Here is a 17,333-nt window from a genome sequence, read left to right on the forward strand (position 1 = left end):
GCGGCCAGTCGACGGTCGGGCGGGGCCGGTCGGGCGTCAGGGCGGGGGTCGGCACACCGGAGCGGTCCCGGCCGGGCCCGGAACAGCGGAAAGCCCCCGGTGGCTCACCGGGGGCTTTCCGAAGGAGGAGACGGAGGCTCAGGCGGTCGTCTCGGGCCGCTTGGTCTCGGTGGCCTTGGTCACGTTGGTCGGCGTGACGGCCGGACGGTCGGCGCTCTGCTGGGGAGCGGCGGTGCTCTGCGCGGTGCCGGCGGCAGCGGCGTCCGCCGGGGTGTCGTCCTCGCGCATGGCCTTGGTCTCGGCCTTCAGGATGCGCATGGACTTGCCCAGGCCGCGGGCCATCTCGGGCAGCTTCTTCGATCCGAACAGCAGGACGACGACCGCCAGCACCACGAGAATGTGCCAGGGCTCAAGACCGTTCCGCAGCATCCCTGGCCACCGGTCCCTTCTTGTTTAGGGTCATGGCGGGCGCTACCGCCCGTGCTGGCCAGTATGCCTGGCCCTGACGGCGAACGGATACACCAGCTGGGAAACGCTGGCCAAAAACCAGGTGCCGTTCGAGCGGATCGCGAGGACGGAACGAGTGCCACGGGGCCCACCTGGCCGAATACGGGTGCCGAAGTCCACCCCCTCGTCCGTACCGGCGCGATCAGTGGACGAACGGCACCGCACGCCTGGACCGGGTGAAGGCTCACCGCGACCGCTGCGACCGCCGCGACCGCCGCGAGCTGCCCGTGCAAGGTCGGCTCGGCCGTCCGGGGCGGGCACCGGTCCAGGCGCTACCTTCCCCGCACGAACGAATCGATGATCGGGACGCCCGAAGAGCAGGGCCTCGCGGAGACCGAGGACGACTGGCCCGGCCGCCTCGCGGACGAGTCGGAGGCCGAGGGGCTCGACGGCTGGGTCGGCCTTGAAGGGATGGCCTTCCAGGTTCGCGAGCACGGCCGCTGACCGTGCCGGAACGGCGGAGAGCCCCCGCCCGGGGTGGGCGGGGGCTCTCGATGACTCGCGTGGATCGGTGCCGGACGGGTCAGACGGTGGCGGGCTCGGGCTCGGGCGCGGGGGCGGCGGCCGGGAGGTGGCGCATCAGGCGGTAGGCCAGGACGGCGGCGCCCAGGGCGAAGACCAGCCCGACCGCGGCGGCGACGTGGAGGCCGTCGGTGAAGGCGGCGCGGGCGGTCTCCAGCAGGTCGGTGCCGAGCCGGCCGGGCAGGTGGGCGGCGACGGTGACCGCGCCGCCGAGGGTGTCCTGGGCGGTCCTGGCGGCCTCGCCCTCGACGCCCGCGGGGAGGGCGCCGTCCAGCTGGTGGCGGTAGACCGCGGCGCCGGCCGCGCCGAGCAGCGCGATGCCGAGCGAGCTGCCGAGCTCGACGGCGGTCTCCGAGGTGGCGGAGGCGGCGCCGGTCTGCTCGGCGGGGGCGGCGGAGACGACCATCTCGGCGGTCATCGTCATGGTGCCGACCGTCCCGGCGGCGAGCACGCCGGCCGCGGTGAGGATGAACGCGAGCGGGGAGTGCGCGCCGACCCGGGTCATCATCGCGAAGCCCGCCGAGCCGACCAGGAACCCGCCGCCCATCAGCACCGCGGGGCGGACCTTCCCGGCCAGCGCCGAGCTGATCCCGACGGCCGCGCCGACGCCCACGCTCGGCACCAGCGACCAGAGCGAGGCGGTCAGCGGGCTCATGCCCTTGACCAGCTGGAGGTACTGCGAGGTGAAGAGGGTGAAGCCCGTCATCGCGAACATCGCGATGGTGTTGACGCTGATCGCGCCGGTGAAGGTGCGGATCCGGAACAGGCTCAGGTCGAGCAGCGGGTTCGCGGCGGTGCGCTGGCGCCGGACGAAGGCGGCGGCCGGCAGTAGTCCGGCGGGGACGGCGAGCCCGGGCAGCAGGCTCCAGCCCTCGATGGCGATCGTCTTGACGCCGTAGACCAGCGGCAGGATCGCGGCCAGCGAGAGCACCGCGCCGAGCAGGTCGAAGCGGCCCTTGGGGCCGGTGCGGGCGGCGGAGCGGTACTCGGGGAGCAGGACGGGCGCGGTCAGCAGCACCAGGGCCATCACCGGGACGGCGAGCAGGAAGGCCGAGCCCCACCAGTAGTGCTCCAGCAGCAGTCCGCCGGCGACCGGGCCGAGGGTGGCCCCGGCGGTGAGGACGCCGCCCCAGGCACCGAGCGCGATCTGCCGCTGCCTGGGGTCGTCGAACAGGGTGCGGATCAGCGCGAGGGTCGAGGGCATCACGGTGGCCCCGGCGGCGCCGAGCAGCGCGCGGGCCGCGATCAGCTGGCCGGCGTCCTGCGACCAGGCGGCCAGCAGTGAGGCGCCCGCGAAGCCGGCGGCGCCGATCATCAGCAGCTTGCGGCGGCCGATCCGGTCGCCCAGCGCGCCCATCGTGATCAGCAGCCCGGCCAGCAGGAACGAGTACATGTCCATGATCCACAGCTGCTGGGTGCCGCTCGGCGCCAGCGTGGTGGAGATGTACGGGACGGCGAAGAAGAGCACGCCCATGTCCATGGTGAGGACGAGGGTCGGGAGCAGGAGGACGGCCAGGCCGATCCATTCGCGACGGCCTGCGCGGCCGGTGGTTGCGGTCATGGGGAAGACGGTACGGGCGTGTCAGACACTTGTCTAGTACAGATGTGTAAATCAAGCGTGCAAGACATCCGTGCAAGACATTCGTCCAGGTCTTCCGTAGGATCGGGGCATGGGAAACCGCGAAGACCTGATGGCCGGCGCCAAGCGCTGCCTGTACGAGAAGGGCTACGGGCGCACCACCGCCCGCGACATCGCGACCGCCTCCGGTGTCAGCCTGGCCGCGATCGGCTACCACTTCGGCTCGAAGGATGCGCTGCTCAACGCGGCGATGATCGAGGCGATCGGGGAGATGGGGGAGGCCCTGGGCGCGGTGGTGATCGCCGCCAACCGGGTGTCGGACGACCCGGAGGTGCGATTCGCGGCCGTCTGGGACGGCCTGCGGGACGTCTTCGCCGAGCACCGCGGGCTCTGGGCGGCCCAGTTCGAGGCGCTCGCCCAGGCCGGGCACGCGCCCGAACTCGCGCAGGCCTTCGCGGCGGCACAGAAGGAGGGGCGGCTCGGGCTGGCCGCGGTGTTCCAGGGGCTGCCCGAGGTGCCGGACACCGAGGAGGAGGTCGTCCGCGGCTCGTTCTACCAGACCCTGCTGGCCGGCTACAGCGCCCAGTGGCTGGCCGCGCCCGAACTCGCTCCCAGCGGAACGGACTTCCTGCGCGGGCTGCGGCTGGTCAGCGACAGTGTGCTCGGCCCCGCGGAGCCCCCGCCCGCTACGCGGTGACGGCGGTCAGCAGCACCACCGAGTCGACGTGGGCCAGCAGTCCGTGCCGCTCCTGCGGGACGGGCTCCAGGCGGCCGGCCGGCAGTTCCAGCCGCCGGCCGGCGATGGTCAGCGAGACCCGGCCGCGCAGCACCAGGACGCTGCCCGCGGTGGGCGGGTTGTGCTCGTCCAGCGCGGTGCCCGCGGTCAGCGCGATCACGGTCTGCCGCAGGACGCCGTCGTGCAGGACCAGGTGGGCGCTGCGCCCGTGCGGGCTCTCGGCCGCCAGGGCGGCGTGCTCCACGGCGAGCTGTTCGAGATCGGGCATCCGCGCCTCCTCCTCGCTGCTCCGGGAACGTGCTCCGGGAAGGTGCTCAGGGAACGTGCCCGGGGTGCTCGCTCCGGGCGCCGGTTCCGGGCACTCCGTGTGCCCAGGGTCGCGGACGGCCGGGCGCCCCGCACCCGGAGGCCCCGCACCCCGGGGCCCTGGAACCGTCCGGTCCTGGCGGCCCGACGTGCAGCCCCCGCCGACTGCCCGCATCGTGGAGGCATGGCGACCAACCAGAGAATCTTCAGCGGGTTCCAGGTCAACCGCTCGGTGCTGACCGGCGGCGCGGTGCTCACCGCGATCGGCACGGTGCTCAGTGCGGCCGGGGCGACGATGGTCTGCGCGGCGCTGGTCACCGCGGGCCGCAGCTGGGTGCGCGGCCTGGAGACCCAGCCGACCGCCCTCGCTCACCGGGCCCTGCACGAGGCGCGGGTGGCGTCCACGGCCGGCTGGGACGCGTGGCGTGCCGAGCACGGCTCGCCCAACTGAGCCGGAACCCTCCCGCGGTCACGGGCGCGGCGGGCCGCCCGGAGGCGACCCGCCGTACCGGTCCGGCCGCTCGGTCACCGTGACCGCTGCGACCAACGTGACCGTTCGACCACCGTGACCGCTGTGACCGTTCGACCACTGCGACCGTTCGACCGCTGTGGCCCGAACGGCCCTACAGCCCGAGCGACTTGGCGATGATGCTGCGCATGACCTCGCTGGTGCCGCCGTAGATCCGGAACACCCGGTTGTCGGTGTAGAGCCGGGCGATCGGGTACTCCAGGATGTAGCCGTAACCGCCGTGCAGCTGGAGGCACTTGTCGATCACGGTGGAGGCCGACTCGGTGCAGAACAGCTTCGCCGCGGCCGCGTCCGCGACGGTCAGCTCGCCGTTCTGGTACAGCTCCAGCGCCCGGTCCACCATCGACTGCTGCGCCACCACCTGGGCCTCGCAGTCGGCCAGGGTGAACTTGGTGTTCTGGAACTCGGCCACCGCCTTGCCGAACACCTTGCGGTCCTTGACGTACTGCACCGCGAACCGCACCGCCGCCGCGGCCGACGCGTACGCGCTGACGGCGATCCCCAGCCGCTCCTGCACCAGGTTGTGGGTCAGGTAGGAGAACGCCCTGCCCTCCTCGCCGAGCAGGTTCTCCACCGGCACCCGGACGTCGCTGAACGCCAGCTCGGCGGTGTCCGAGGTGCGCAGGCCGATCTTCTGGAGCTTGCGGCCGACGGTGTAGCCCTCGGAGGCGGTGTCCACGCAGAGGATGGACAGCCCGGCCCGGCGGTTCTCCGGGTCGTGCGGGGCGGTGCGGCAGACCACCAGGACGAGGTCGGCCAGCACGCCGCCGGTGATGAACGTCTTGGCGCCGTTCAGGACGTAGTGGGTGCCGTCCTCGGAGAGCCGCGCGGTGGTGGAGATGCCCGCGAGGTCGGAGCCGGCGCCGGGCTCGGTCATCGCGATCGCGGTCATGATGTCGCCGGAGACGAAGCCGGGCAGCCAGCGCCGCTTCTGCTCCTCGTTCGCGTATTCCAGCAGGTAGGGCAGCACCAGGCCGGTGTGCACGCCGGAGGAGCCGAAGCTCACGCCCGCCCTGGCGGTCTCCTCGGCGACCACCGCCTGGTACTTGAACCCGCTCTCGCCCGCGCCGCCGTACTCCTCGGGCACCTCGATGCCGTAGACGCCGAGCGCGCCGAGCTGCCGGTAGAAGTCGCGCGGCGGGTGGCCCTCGGCCTCCCAGCTCTCGTAGACCGGGACGACCTCGTTGGCGATGAAGTCCCGGATGGTCTCCCGGAAGGCCTCGTGGTCCTCGGTGAACACGGTGCGGCGCACGGCGGCGCTCCCTTCGACGGCACCGGCCGGGGCTGCCGGCCGGGGCGTAACGTGCCTGGTGATGGCCCCACAAGTTAATCCCCGGTAGCTTCGGCTGTCCAGAGTCGGCCGGGCGCGGAAAGGCGGTGGGGAGCACGGTCGGCGCGGGTACGAAGTGAATCCTTGCTAGCCTTCCGTCGATGCCGTCCCGGGTGCCGGCCCGGGTGCCGTCCCGGGTGCCGTCCCGGCGCCGGGACGGGGCCCGGCCGAAGGGGAGGGAGGCCCGCGATGGTGGTCCGACGGCCGCCCGGGCGGCGCGCCCAGATCCTGGCCGTGGCCGCCGACCGCTTCCACCGCAGCGGCTACCACCAGGTCTCGATGACCGAGGTCGCCGCCGGCGTCGGCATCACCGCGCCCGCGCTCTACCGGCACTTCCGCGGCAAGCCCGAACTGCTCGACCGCGCCGTCCGGTCGGGCCTGGACGCGCTCGCCGAAGGGCTGCGCCCGGCCCGTACCACCGCCGACCTCGGCGCCGCGCTGGCCGCCGTCGCGGTGGGCCACCGCCCGCTCGGCACCCTGGTGCAGCGCGACGCCCGGCTGCTGCCGCCGGCCCGGCGGGCGGCGCTGCGCCGCGAACTGCGCGCCGACCTCGCCCTGATGGTCGCGGTGCTGCGTGCGGAGCGGCCCGGACTCACCCCCGCCGACGCCGAGTTGCTCTGCTGGTCGGCCCTCTCGGCGTGCGCCGGGCTCTCCTACCAGTCGGCGGTGCCCCGGCCGCGCCGGGCCGAGGCGCTGCTGCGCGAGACGGTCGCGGCCGTCCTCGCGGTCTCCCTGGACGGGACGGCCGCGGGGCCGGCCGCCGTCCCGGTGCCGGCGCCCAGGCCGCGGGCGCGCCGGGAGGAACTGCTCACGGCGGCCGTCCGGCTGTTCCACCAGCGCGGCTTCGACAACGTCAGCACCGACCAGCTCGGCGCCGCCGTCGGCATCTCGGGGCCCAGCGTGTACCGGCACTTCGACAGCAAGGCCGAACTGCTCGCCGCCTCGCTGGTGCGCGGCCGGGAGCGACTCTGGCACGAGGTGGACGGCGCGATCGCCACCGCCGCCGGGCCCGGGGCGGCGCTCGCGGCCGGGCTGGGCGCGTACGTCGGCTTCGCGCTGCGCAACGGGGACTACCTGGGCGCGATGCTCAGCGAGACGGAGCGGCTGGCCCCGCCGGACCGCAGGGCCGCGGTGGACTTCCGGCGGGACTTCCTGCGCACCTGGGTCGGCCTGCTGCGGCAGGTGCGCCCGGAGTCCGACGCGGCGGCCGCCCGGATCCGGGTGCACGCGCTGTTCGCGCTGGTCAACGACGGGGTGCGGAACCGTCCGCACAGCGCTCGGCCGGACCTCGGGGACTGCCTGCTGCGGCTCGGCCGGGCGGTGCTGGGGCTCTCCTGAGAGGCCCCTCGCCGGGGCCGGGGGAGGACGTGCGGTCAGCTGCCCCCGCCGTTGCCGTTGTTCTGGTGGGACTCGACGCTCCCGGTGTTGCCGGTCACCGCGAGGCCGTTGTCCTGGTTGCCCGCACCCGCACCCGAACCGGTGGCCGCCTGCTGGGTGTTGACCACGTTGCCGTGGACGTTGCCGATGATGTTGCCGGAGCCGGAGTCGTTCACCGTGCTGCCGTTGGAACGGTCGGGCGCGCCGGCGCCGGCGCCGGCGCCGTCGTCGGCGTGCGCGGTGGCGGCACCGGCACCGAGGAGGAGGAACGCCCCGAGGGCGGTGACGGCGGCGGCTGCGCGAAAACGGGACACGCTGGTCTCCCTGACTGGAGGTGCGAAATGGTGGCGCCGTCCGGAGTGGCCGCTCCGGCGCACCGTGGCCTGACGTCGCCCGTCCAGCATCCACCGGCGCGGCGGACGAACTCCACCGGACGGGTGACAATTCCCCCGATGGTGGAAGACCGGTCGATCCGGGGTTGACGGTGCTCCGTCTTGCGTCAGGAGCGCTTCGAGGACAAAGAAATGGTCGCCGGATAGTCGCACTGGCACACTGAGGACCCATGTCTGAAGGTGCCCAGCCCGAGCCCACCCCCGCCGAGGAGCTGCGGACGACCGAGGTCGATCTCGGCGGCCTGGTGAACGTCCTCGCCACCCACCTCTACTCCACCCCGCTGGTGGCCCTGCGCGAACTCGTCCAGAACGCGCACGACTCGCACACCCGCCGGCTCCTGGAGGACCCGGACGGCGACCACCGTCCGCTGATCCGGGTGCGCGCCGACGCCGCCCGGCGGACCGTCGCCATCGAGGACACCGGGGCCGGCCTGACCGAGCCCGAGATCCACTCCTACCTGGCCACCGTCGGCACCGGCTACACCAGGATGCTGCGCGACCTGACCGGCAACCAGGAGCTGATCGGGGCCTTCGGCCTGGGGTTCCTCTCCGCCTTCTCGATCGCCGACGAGGTCACCGTCACCACCACCTCGCACCGCGAGCCCCGGCTCGGCCACCGCTACCGCAGCCGCGGCGGCGAGCAGTACCGGGTCGATCCGGTGCCCGCCAGGCCCCGGCCCGGCACCGTGGTCGAACTGGCGCTCAAGGCCGAGCACCGCCACCTCGCTGACGAGGACCTGCTGCGCGACGTGCTCGGCCGGTACTGCGTGCTGCTGCCGATCCCGGTCCACGTCGGCGAGGACGAGCGGCCGGTCAACTCCGTCGAGGTGCCCTGGCGCACGGAGGCGGCGGGCGACCGGTACGCCGCCCGGATGCGCTTCGCCGCCGCCTTCGGCCGCCGCTTCGAGCCGCTCACCGCCTTCCCCGTCCACCCGGTCGAGGGCGTCACCGACGCGGTCGGCCTGCTCTGGGTCCAGGACGGCAGCACCTACGGCAGCAGCGACAACCGCGACCTCGCCGTCTACCTGCGCGGCATGCTGCTCGCCGAGGACGCCCGCGACCTGCTGCCCGGCTGGGCCGGGTTCATCGGCGGCGTGGTCGAGTCCAACCGGCTCACCCCCACCGCAAGCCGCGAGGACCTCCAGCGCGACGAGCACTACCACGCGCTCGGGAAGGCCCTCACCGACGCCATCGTGGACGGCCTGTACGAGACCGCCAGGCTGCGGCCCGCCGCCTGGCGCCGCATCCTCACCCGGCACGGCAGCGACCTGCTCGGCGCCGCGCTCTGCGACGAGCGGCTGTTCACCCTGCTCGCCGACGACGTCCCGGTGCCCACCTCGCAGGGCGACCTGACGGCCGGCGCGCTGCGGGCGGCGGGAGGCGGCGCGGTGCACGTCACGCTCGGCAGCGGCGGCGGCTTCGAGGAGATGCTGTACCGGGCGATGCAGGTGCCGATCGCGCGCGGCGACCGCTACGCCGTCCTGCCGTTCCTGCGCCGATACGCCCGGCTGCGCGGCTGCCGGCTGGTCGAGCTGGGCAGCGAGCAGGGCAACCGCGAGCTGTTCCGCGACCCGGAGCGCCCGCTCCCCGAGCACGAGTCGGCCTGGCTGGCCGGCGCCCTCGCCGACCCGGGCGAGCAGCTCGTCCCGGCCCGCTTCGACCCGCCGGGACTGCCGCTGGTGCTGGTGCCGGACCGCGAGGCCGAGCTGAAGGCCAGGATCGAGGACGACCAGGCGGACGCCCGGATACCGTCCGCCGCCCTGCGACTGGCCCGCGCCTTCACCGCCCGCACCGACGGCGAGGTCAGGGCCAGGCTCTACCTCAACCTGGCCAGTCCCGCCGTCCAGGACCTGCTGGCCGCCTACCGCGACGGGCACACCGGCAGCGCGACCGCGGCCGGGCTGCTCCGCTCGCTCAAGGTGATCATGGCCGCGGCCTCGTCGGGCCCGTCCGGCGAGGGCGGTGACCTCACCGCCGCACTGGGCGGCATCGGTACCGCGGTCTCCGCCCTGACCGCCACCGTGCCGGCCGGTCTCCCCGCGGTCCCGGACAGCCCCGGCGCCCTCTCGGAGGAGCCGTGACGGACGGACCGCCAGTGGGGCGCGGCAGACGACCCATCAGCACGACGCAGGGGGAACAGGCATGACCACCGACATCTGGGCCTGGGTGCGGGACACCCACCGGCAGCTGGCCGAGGCCGGCCACCACCGGCTCGCCGACGCCGTCGTCGAGCTGCCCGAGCACGCCACCGAGGGGCGCAACGAGCAGCTGGACGCGCTCTACCCGGAGGCGCTCGGCGCCGCGCGGGCGCTCGGCCTGCCCTGGGTCGAGGTCTACCTGCGGCACTGGCGGATGCAGAACCTGCTGAACAAGCGCCAGCAGGGCGAGGCGGCGCTGCCCGAGGCGGTCGACCTGCTGGACTTCGCGCACCGGGAGGAGACGGCGGGCTGCCCGCAGTCCGTCTGCGTGGTGCAGGACTTCGCGATCTGCCACGCCCGGGTCGACGGGCCCGGGTACGTGGCCGAGCGGCTCGCCGTGGTCGGCGAGACGCTGGAGCGGATCGAGCCCGACCGGGCCTGCTACGACTGCCTCTCCCGCGAGTACTCGGACGCCCTGGAGGACGACGGCCGGGCGGCCGAGGCGCTGGACCACCTGGACTCCGCGGCCAACCGGATGCGGGCGGCCGGCCAGCAGGTCTCGCTCCGCTTCCACCAGGCCAGGGCCGGCACCCTGCACCTGCTGGGCCGGCACGAGGAGGTGCTGGAGCTGCTCGACACCGCCGAGCGGGCCGAGCAGGCACAGGGGCACCGGCTGGACGAGCGCGACCAGCGCTGGGGCGCGCTGCTGCGGGCCCGCGCGCTCGCCTCGCTCGGCCGCACCGAGGAGGCGCTCGCCCTGCTGCCGGAGCAGGCCGAGGCCGAGCGGCACGCCGACCTGCGCAGCGCCTGGACGCAGACGGTCGAGCTGCTGGTCGCGGCCGGCGCCCGGGAGAACGACGCCGGGCTGGGCGCCGTGCTGGCCGGCTGGGTCGGGTACCTGGACGGCGTCGGCTCGCACCGCCCCTGCGTGGACCTGCTGCTGGCGGCCGGCCGGCTCGCGGTCGCCCGCGGCGCCCGCACGGTCGCGCTGACGCTCGCCGCGACGGGGGAGCGCAAGCTCACCCGGCTGCGGCGCACCGACGGCGTGTCGGAGCGGGTCGCGGCCCTGCGCGCGGCCGCCGAGGCCCTGCCGGAGCCCGAGCTGCCCGTCCCGCCCGGCGAGCTGACGGCCCACCTGGCCGAGGCCGGGGTGGACTACGAGACGGGCGCCGACCTGCTCTCCGCCGCCCTGGACCGGTACCGGGGCGAGCAGGCCGGCGCCACCGGGCTGACGCTGCTCCTGGCCACCGTGCTGGGCGGTCTCGGGCACACCCGCGCCGCGGCCGACCTGCTGTGGCGGTGCCTGGAGGACGACCCGGAGGACCGCGAGCTGACCGGCGCGCTCGGCGAGATGCTGATCGACGCGGGGGACACCGAGGGCATCCGCCGTCTGGCCGACCGGGTGGCCGCCTCCGCCCCGGCCGACGGGCACTGGATACGCGCCCGCTGGGCCGCCGCCGAGGGCCGCTGGGCCGAGGTGCTGGAGCAGTGCCGGGCGATCCTGGCGCTGGACGACGAGGTGCTCAACACCCGCCGCCTCGCCGCCCGCGCCGCCACCGAGCTGGGCGACCACGCCACCGCGCAGCGGCTGTACCTGGAGCTGCTGGAGCGCGCGGCACCCGCCGAGGGCGCAGCTGGGGGCACCGCCGAGGAGGACGGCCACCGGACGGTCCGGGAGCCCGACCTGTGGCACCTGATCACCGCGGCCAGCGCCAACCGGGACTGGGCCGTGGTCCGCTCCACCGGTGCGCTGCTCGACATCGGGTTCGACGAGCCCGAGGGCCCGGTGGACGAGGAGTGGCAGCTGGTCACCGTCCGCGCCACCCGCACCAACGGGTCGACGGCGGACCTGCCCGCCCTCCGGACCGGCCCGGCCACCGCCCGCATCCTGCCGGTGCTCGGCGACGACCTGACGCTCAACCACGGCGACCTGGTGGTCTTCGCCCCGGCCCTGCTGGAGCACCCGCCGGCCGAGGACGCCCCGGAGGAGGAGCGGCGGCACTGGCGCCCGGTCTTCGAGTTCCTGACCCTGCTCGACCCGGCCGGGTACACCACGTACTGGATCGACGGCGGCTGGCCCGGCGACGAGCCCTGGTCGGCCCTGCGCGAGGAACTGCACGCGGCCGGGTACGCGGTCTGGGCGTACAGCAGGGAGCAGTACCGGATCACCGACCCGGCGGACGGCGGCGACACCCTGCCCGGGATCTACGCGGCCCTCGGCGTCCCGCCGACCGCCGCGGCCGCCGCGGCCGACGCCCTGCTGCTGCGGCTGACCGACGGCTGGCCGCACCCGCTCGCCTGGCCGGCCCTGGCCAAGGCGGCGGGCACGGACCTCGCCCGGCACGAGGAGGTCGTCGAGCGCTACGGGCTCTGACCGGACGGTTCCCCGGCCCGGGCGCCCCCGCGGGCCGGGGAACCATTCCGGCCCGGAGCGAGTCTTTGTCAATGCTTTACTGTTTCATTGCCAAGACCCGACCTTCCGGAGTGCCCGCACCGTGACCAGCCTCGCCCTCGGCCCGTCCTGGCTCGATCCGACCCACCTGATCTCCACCTTCGGCCCGATCGGCATCCTGGCCATCGTCTTCGCCGAGTCCGGCCTGCTGATCGGCTTCTTCCTGCCCGGCGACTCGCTGCTGTTCACCACCGGCCTGCTGGTGGCCGACGGCACCTACCTGCACCAGCCGCTCTGGCTGATCTGCGCGCTGATCGTGGCCGCCGCGGTGGCCGGGGACCAGGTCGGCTACCTGTTCGGCCGCAAGGTCGGTCCGAGCCTCTTCCGCCGCCCCGACTCCCGGATCTTCAAGCAGGAGAACGTGGAGAAGGCCGCCGCCTTCTTCGACCGGCACGGGCCCAAGGCGATCGTGCTGGCCCGCTTCGTGCCGATCGTGCGGACCTTCACCCCGATCGTCGCCGGGGTGAGCAGGATGAACTACCGCACCTTCGTGGTCTACAACCTGGTCGGCGGCGTGCTGTGGGGCGGCGGCGTCACCGTGCTCGGCTACTTCCTGGGCCAGATCCCGTTCGTCCGGGACAACATCGAGGCCATCCTGGTCGGCATCGTGCTGGTCTCGGTGGTCCCGGTGGTCATCGAGCTGCTGCGGGCCCGCCGCTCCGGCGCGGCCTCCGCCGCCCGCCACCGCGCCGGGTAGGCGCCCGCCGTCCCGTCCGTGGGACGCCGCGTACATGTGCGTCGCGCTTTTCGATCAGGCAAGGTGTAACCCGAGATCGAGCAGTGGCCGAAGGCCACCAGGGGCGGCAAGGAGCGGAAGTGCCTAAGCGGGGCCGACCGGGTGCGGGCAAGCGGGCGAGGGGAGGCCGGGCGGTACGACAGGCGCGGCAGGCACCCCCGACACCGGTGCACCCCGCCGACGCCCCGCCCACCGAGGGCCTGCTCGGCCACCCCGCCCCGCCGGTCGAACCCACCACCGTCGTCCCGCTCGCCCCGCCCGTCCCGGAGACCAGGGGCCTGCTGGCCCCCGAGCCGGTACCCGAGCCCGAGCCGGTGCCCGTGCCGGGGGCCCGCCCGGAGGCCGGGCGCCCGGCCCGCCGCCGCTCGGTCGCCGAGGACACCCTGACCCCCGAGGAGTGGCGGGCGGCCGGCTACACCCCGCCCGACGGCATCCCGATCCCGGAGCTGACCGCCGGCGCCCCCGGCGAGGCACCCTGGCCGGACCGGATGCGCACCCTGCTGCGCACCCCGATGTCCGAGCGCCCCGCCTTCGAGCGCACCGCCCGCGACATGCACCCCGCCGCGGCCGTCACCCGCAACGTCCCCCGCATCCTCGACCTGACGCTGCGCATCGGCGAGCTGCTGCTGGCCAGCGGCGAGGCCGCCGAGGACGTCGAGGCGGCGATGCTCGGCATCGCGCACGCCTACCGGCTGGACCGCTGCGAGCCGCAGGTCACCTTCACCCTGATCGGCATCTCGTACCAGCCCTCGCTGGTCGAGCCGCCGGTCACCGCCGACCGCGTGGTGCGCCGCCGCACCTCCGACTACACCCGGCTCGACGCGGTGTACGCGCTGGTCGCGGACATCACCGCGGAGAAGGTGTCGGTCAACGACGCCTACCGCCGGCTCGCCGTGATCCGCCGCAACCGGCACCCGTACCCGGCCTGGTTCCTCGCCCTGACCACCGGCCTGCTGGCCGGTGCGGCGACCTTCCTGGTCGGCGGGCGGGCCGACGACAAGGGCTGGCTGGTGTTCGCGAGCGCCTTCGTCGCGGCCGTCCTCGGCGACCGGCTGGCCTCCGCGCTGGCCAGGCGCCGGCTGCCGGAGTTCTACCAGTTCGTGGCGGCCGCGATGCCGGCCGCCGCGTCCGGCATCATCCTCTCGCTCAACGACTGGGGCCTGCGCGGCTCGGTCGTGATCACCGGCGGCCTGTTCGCCCTGCTGCCCGGGCGCGCCCTGGTCGCCGCCGTGCAGGACGGCCTGACCGGCTTCTACATCACCGCCGCGGCCCGCCTGCTGGAAGTGATCTACCTGGTCGCGGGCATCGTGATCGGGGTGATGGTGATCCTCTACCTGGGGGTCGGCTTCGAGGCGAACCTGCGGCCGGACGAGAGCCTGGTGGGCGTCAACTACCCGCCGGTCCAGATGATCGCCGCGATGGTGCTGACCCTGGCCTTCGCGACGCTGCTCCAGACCGACCGCCGCACCCTGGCCCTGGTCACGGTCAACAGCGGCATCGGCTGGGCCAGCTACGGCGCGCTGGTCTACAACGCGGGCGTAAACCCGATCGCGGCGACCGGCGTGGCGGCTGGGCTGGTCGGCCTCTTCGGCCAGCTGATGGCGCGCTACCGCAACGGTTCGGCGCTGCCGTACGTGACCGCCGCGATCGGGCCGCTGATGCCCGGTTCGGCGCTCTACCTCGGGATGCTCGCCTTCGCCCAGGGGCACTCCAGCGCCGGCCTGGTGTCGGTCTTCCGGGCGGCGGCGATCGCGATGGCGCTGGCGGTCGGGGTGAACCTCGGCGGGGAGATCGCCCGGCTGTTCATGAAGCTGCCGGTCGGCGACGAGCGCCCGTCGCTCTACCCGGTCATGCCGCGCCGGGCGGCCAAGCGCACCCGGGGATTCTGACCGGGCGTCGGGCCAGGGGCCGGGTCAGGTACGGGCCCGGGGCCACGTCAGGGCAGGCAGGACGCAGGACCAGGAACGAAGGTAAGACCCATGACCACACTGCTGGACGGCTACCGCGAGCACATCGTCGGCGCGCACAAGCAACCGCTGTTCCTGCTGCTGGTCGGATTCATCACCTCCTTCGTCTTCATCCGGTTCAGCGTCCGGATGATCCGCGCCCAGGTGCGCTGGTGGCCGGGCAACGTGACCCCCGGCGGCCTGCACATCCACCACATGGTGTTCGGCCTGGGCTTCCTGCTGCTCGGCGGCATCGGGGTGTTCGCCACCTACGGCGGGCACCCGTGGATCGACTGGTTCGGGCTGGCCTTCGGCATCGGCTGCGGCCTGGTGCTGGACGAGTTCGCGCTGATCCTGCACCTGGACGACGTGTACTGGAGCGAGCAGGGCCGCAAGTCGGTGGACGCGGTGATCTTCGGCATCCTGTTCACCGCCCTGCTGCTGGTCGGGTACGTGCCGCTCGGCGTGGTGCCCGGCGAGGAGACCAGGTGGGGCCTGATCACGATCATCTCGGTGAACGCGCTGGCCTCGGTGATCACCCTGCTCAAGGGCAAGGTCTGGACCGGTCTGCTCGGGATCATGGTCCCCGGCCTGTCCTGGATCGGGGCGATCAGGCTGGCCCGCCCGAGCAGCCCGTGGGCCCGCTGGCGGTACGCCGGGCGCCCCCGCCGCCGGGCGCGCGCGCTACGGCGTGAGCGCCTGCTGCACCGGCGCGCGGACCGGGCCCGCACCTGGCTGTTCGACCTGATCGCCGGGGCCCCCGACAAGGTGCCCGCCAACCACCCCGCCGCGCACCGGGTGGCCGAGCGGATGGCCGCCAGGGCCACCGCCCATCTCGACGCGCACGCCGCGCGGGCGCTGGCCCGCCGTCAGGCCCGGCTGGCCGACCGCCGCTCGGCGGCCGCCGCCGGGACGGCGGGGAGGGCCCCGGGCGCGGCAGGTCCGGCGTCCGGGGCGGTCGAGCCGGGCCCGGTCCGCTCCGGACTGGCGCAGCAGCGCCGCCGTACCGTCCGGGCCGGGCGCAGCCGGACCTTCGCCGTGGGCCCGACCGGGCTGGAGAGCCGGCCCGAGCGGCACCCCCGGCTGCGGACGCGGACCCGCCGGATCCACCGGTAGTCCGTCCGCCGGCGGGGTCTGTTCGGAGCCGGTTCTGGTCGGATCATCCGATGGTCACTCGACCGATGCAGCGCGTTCCGGGTGTGAAGGCCACCGGAATTGAGAACATGAGCAGCATGTGACCGTTCTGTCACGTGATGGGATGATTCCTCGGACTCCCCGCCGTCCCCGGGCCGCCGACCGCCCGTACGCCGCGCGCCGTCCGACGCCGTCCCCTCCGGACCCGTCAGAAGGGACGTCGCGTGGCGCGCAGGCTCCTGCCGACCATCCTGTTGGCCCTCACCGCCCTGCTCGGACTGCTCCCCGCCGCCCAGGCCGCCCCGGCGGGCCCCGAACCGTCGGTCGTCGGTGAACCGGTCGGAGGCGAACCGGACGCCGGCGCGCCTGTGGCCGGTCGGACCGGGGGCGAGGAGCCGTACCCGACCACCGAGGAGATCGACCGGGCCAGGGCCGAGGCCGAGGGCAAGGCCTCCGCGGCCGCCGCCCTGGAGGCCGCGCTCACCGCCGCCAGGGCGGAGCTGGACCGGTCCGCGCGCGCCACCGAACAGGCCGTCGAGGCCTACAACGGCGCCCAGCTCGCGCTCACCAGGGCCCGCGCGGAGGAGAGCGCGGCCGCGCGGCGCGCCGCCACCGCCGAGGCCGAACGCTCGGCCGCCGCCGAGGACGCGGCCGGGCTCGCCGCCGAGACGTACCGTCAGGGCGCGGGCGCCGAACTGTCCGCCCTCAACGCCCTGCTCGGCGCCCACGGCCCGCGCGAGGCGGGCGACCGCGCCGCCGCCGTCGGCCAGGTCAGCGAGCGCACCCGGCAGATCCTGGACGCCGCCACCTCCACGGCCGCCGCCGCCCGCAGCGCCTCCGCCGCCGCCAGGGCCGCCACCGAAGCGGCGGGGAAGGCCGCCGACGCGGTGGGCGCGGCCAGGGCCAGGGCGGAGCAGCGGCTGGCCGCCCAGCAGGGCGAGGTCGCCGCCGCCGGGCAGCGCCGCGAGCAGCTGCTCACCGAGCTGGCCGCCGCCAGGAACACCACCGTCGAGCTGGAGCGTCAGCGCCGCGAAGCCCTGGAGGCGATCGCCGCCCGCGAGGCCGAGGCCGCCGCCCGCGCCGCCGCCGAGAAGGCCGCCAGGGAGGCCGAGGAGGCAGCGGCGGCGGCCGCCGCCAAGGCGCAGGCGCAAGCTCAGGCCCAGGCGCAAGCTCAGGCCCAGGCCCGAGTGCAGGCCCAGACGCAGGCCCAGGCCCCGCCGCCGCTCGCCCGCCCGTGGTCCGCCGAGGGCGCGGCCGCCGCGATCGCCTTCGCCAGGTCCAAGATCGGCCTGCCCTACGTCTGGGGCGGCGAGGGCCCGGGCGGCTACGACTGCTCCGGGCTGACCATGATGGCCTGGCGCGAGGGCGGCCGGCGGCTCAACCACTTCGCCGCCGACCAGTACGCCCAGAGCACCCCGATCGGCTACCGCCAGCTGCGCCCCGGTGACCTGGTCTTCTGGACGGCCACCGGGCGGGCCGCCGACATCCACCACGTCGGGCTCTACATCGGCGACGACCAGATGATCGAGGCCCCGCGGGCCGGCATGCCGGTCAAGCAGGCCAGCCTCTGGATCATGGGAACCCCGAACTTCTACGCCCGCCCCTAGGCATTCCGGAACGCTCCGCGGGCCCTCGATCCGGGCGGCCGC

General features: G+C 74.7%; 15 protein-coding genes. 10 read left to right on the forward strand and 5 right to left on the reverse strand.

What is annotated here, in order from left to right:
- Positions 1-138: 138 nt before the first annotated feature.
- The gene (gene tatA, locus ACZ7C5_RS09700; RefSeq protein WP_401080326.1) at positions 139-429 is read right to left on the reverse strand and encodes a Sec-independent protein translocase subunit TatA; all 291 of its coding nucleotides are present in this window, start codon (positions 427-429) and stop codon (positions 139-141) included.
- Positions 430-804: 375 nt separating this feature from the next.
- Between tatA and ACZ7C5_RS09705 the strand changes: the two genes are divergently transcribed.
- Entirely contained in the window at positions 805-951 is a 147-nt protein-coding gene (locus ACZ7C5_RS09705; RefSeq protein WP_401080324.1) for a hypothetical protein, read from the forward strand.
- Positions 952-1,030: 79 nt separating this feature from the next.
- On the opposite strand, the gene ACZ7C5_RS09710 is transcribed toward ACZ7C5_RS09705, so the two are convergent.
- On the reverse strand, positions 1,031-2,590 hold the full coding sequence (locus ACZ7C5_RS09710) for an MFS transporter (RefSeq protein WP_470322374.1): 1,560 nt from the start codon (positions 2,588-2,590) through the stop codon (positions 1,031-1,033).
- Between the two features lie 109 nt (positions 2,591-2,699).
- Between ACZ7C5_RS09710 and ACZ7C5_RS09715 the strand changes: the two genes are divergently transcribed.
- A complete protein-coding gene (locus ACZ7C5_RS09715) occupies positions 2,700-3,305 on the forward strand; it encodes a TetR/AcrR family transcriptional regulator (protein ID WP_401080320.1) in 606 nt (201 codons plus the stop codon).
- Here ACZ7C5_RS09715 and ACZ7C5_RS09720 read toward each other — a convergent pair.
- Positions 3,295-3,612: a cupin domain-containing protein gene (locus ACZ7C5_RS09720; RefSeq protein ID WP_401080318.1), complete on the reverse strand. Its 318-nt coding sequence runs from the start codon at positions 3,610-3,612 to the stop codon at positions 3,295-3,297. The two genes, ACZ7C5_RS09715 and ACZ7C5_RS09720, sit on opposite strands and share 11 nt — an antisense overlap.
- 222 nt (positions 3,613-3,834) lie before the next feature.
- Here ACZ7C5_RS09720 and ACZ7C5_RS09725 point away from each other — a divergent pair, with 222 nt between their 5' ends.
- Positions 3,835-4,101: a hypothetical protein gene (locus ACZ7C5_RS09725; protein WP_188299972.1), complete on the forward strand. Its 267-nt coding sequence runs from the start codon at positions 3,835-3,837 to the stop codon at positions 4,099-4,101.
- A gap of 172 nt (positions 4,102-4,273) precedes the next feature.
- Here ACZ7C5_RS09725 and ACZ7C5_RS09730 read toward each other — a convergent pair whose 3' ends face one another.
- A complete protein-coding gene (locus tag ACZ7C5_RS09730; protein ID WP_188299971.1) occupies positions 4,274-5,431 on the reverse strand; it encodes an acyl-CoA dehydrogenase family protein in 1,158 nt (385 codons plus the stop codon).
- A 267-nt stretch (positions 5,432-5,698) separates the two neighbouring features.
- On the opposite strand from ACZ7C5_RS09730, the gene ACZ7C5_RS09735 reads away from it, so the two are divergent.
- Positions 5,699-6,847, forward strand: a complete 1,149-nt coding sequence (locus ACZ7C5_RS09735; protein ID WP_401080315.1) for a TetR/AcrR family transcriptional regulator — start codon at positions 5,699-5,701, stop codon at positions 6,845-6,847.
- 35 nt (positions 6,848-6,882) lie between these two features.
- Here ACZ7C5_RS09735 and ACZ7C5_RS09740 read toward each other — a convergent pair whose 3' ends face one another.
- Positions 6,883-7,200, reverse strand: coding sequence for a hypothetical protein (locus ACZ7C5_RS09740; RefSeq protein ID WP_470322375.1), 318 nt, complete (start codon positions 7,198-7,200; stop codon positions 6,883-6,885).
- A gap of 248 nt (positions 7,201-7,448) precedes the next feature.
- Between ACZ7C5_RS09740 and ACZ7C5_RS09745 the strand changes: the two genes are divergently transcribed.
- The 6 genes from ACZ7C5_RS09745 to ACZ7C5_RS09770 all read left to right on the forward strand — a co-directional run bounded on the left by ACZ7C5_RS09745 (position 7,449) and on the right by ACZ7C5_RS09770 (position 17,291).
- On the forward strand, positions 7,449-9,359 hold the full coding sequence (locus ACZ7C5_RS09745) for an ATP-binding protein (RefSeq protein ID WP_401080311.1): 1,911 nt from the start codon (positions 7,449-7,451) through the stop codon (positions 9,357-9,359).
- Positions 9,360-9,420: 61 nt separating this feature from the next.
- Positions 9,421-11,790: a hypothetical protein gene (locus ACZ7C5_RS09750; RefSeq protein WP_470322376.1), complete on the forward strand. Its 2,370-nt coding sequence runs from the start codon at positions 9,421-9,423 to the stop codon at positions 11,788-11,790.
- Between the two features lie 121 nt (positions 11,791-11,911).
- Positions 11,912-12,565, forward strand: coding sequence for a DedA family protein (locus ACZ7C5_RS09755; RefSeq protein WP_401080307.1), 654 nt, complete (start codon positions 11,912-11,914; stop codon positions 12,563-12,565).
- Between the two features lie 206 nt (positions 12,566-12,771).
- Entirely contained in the window at positions 12,772-14,493 is a 1,722-nt protein-coding gene (locus tag ACZ7C5_RS09760; RefSeq protein WP_401080305.1) for a threonine/serine exporter family protein, read from the forward strand.
- A gap of 90 nt (positions 14,494-14,583) precedes the next feature.
- Positions 14,584-15,666 (forward strand): hypothetical protein, encoded by a 1,083-nt coding sequence (locus ACZ7C5_RS09765; RefSeq protein WP_401080303.1) that lies wholly within the window; start codon positions 14,584-14,586, stop codon positions 15,664-15,666.
- A gap of 242 nt (positions 15,667-15,908) precedes the next feature.
- The gene (locus tag ACZ7C5_RS09770; RefSeq protein ID WP_470322377.1) at positions 15,909-17,291 is read left to right on the forward strand and encodes a C40 family peptidase; all 1,383 of its coding nucleotides are present in this window, start codon (positions 15,909-15,911) and stop codon (positions 17,289-17,291) included.
- Positions 17,292-17,333: the final 42 nt, after the last annotated feature.

The organism is Kitasatospora sp. NPDC036993 (genome assembly GCF_055607525.1).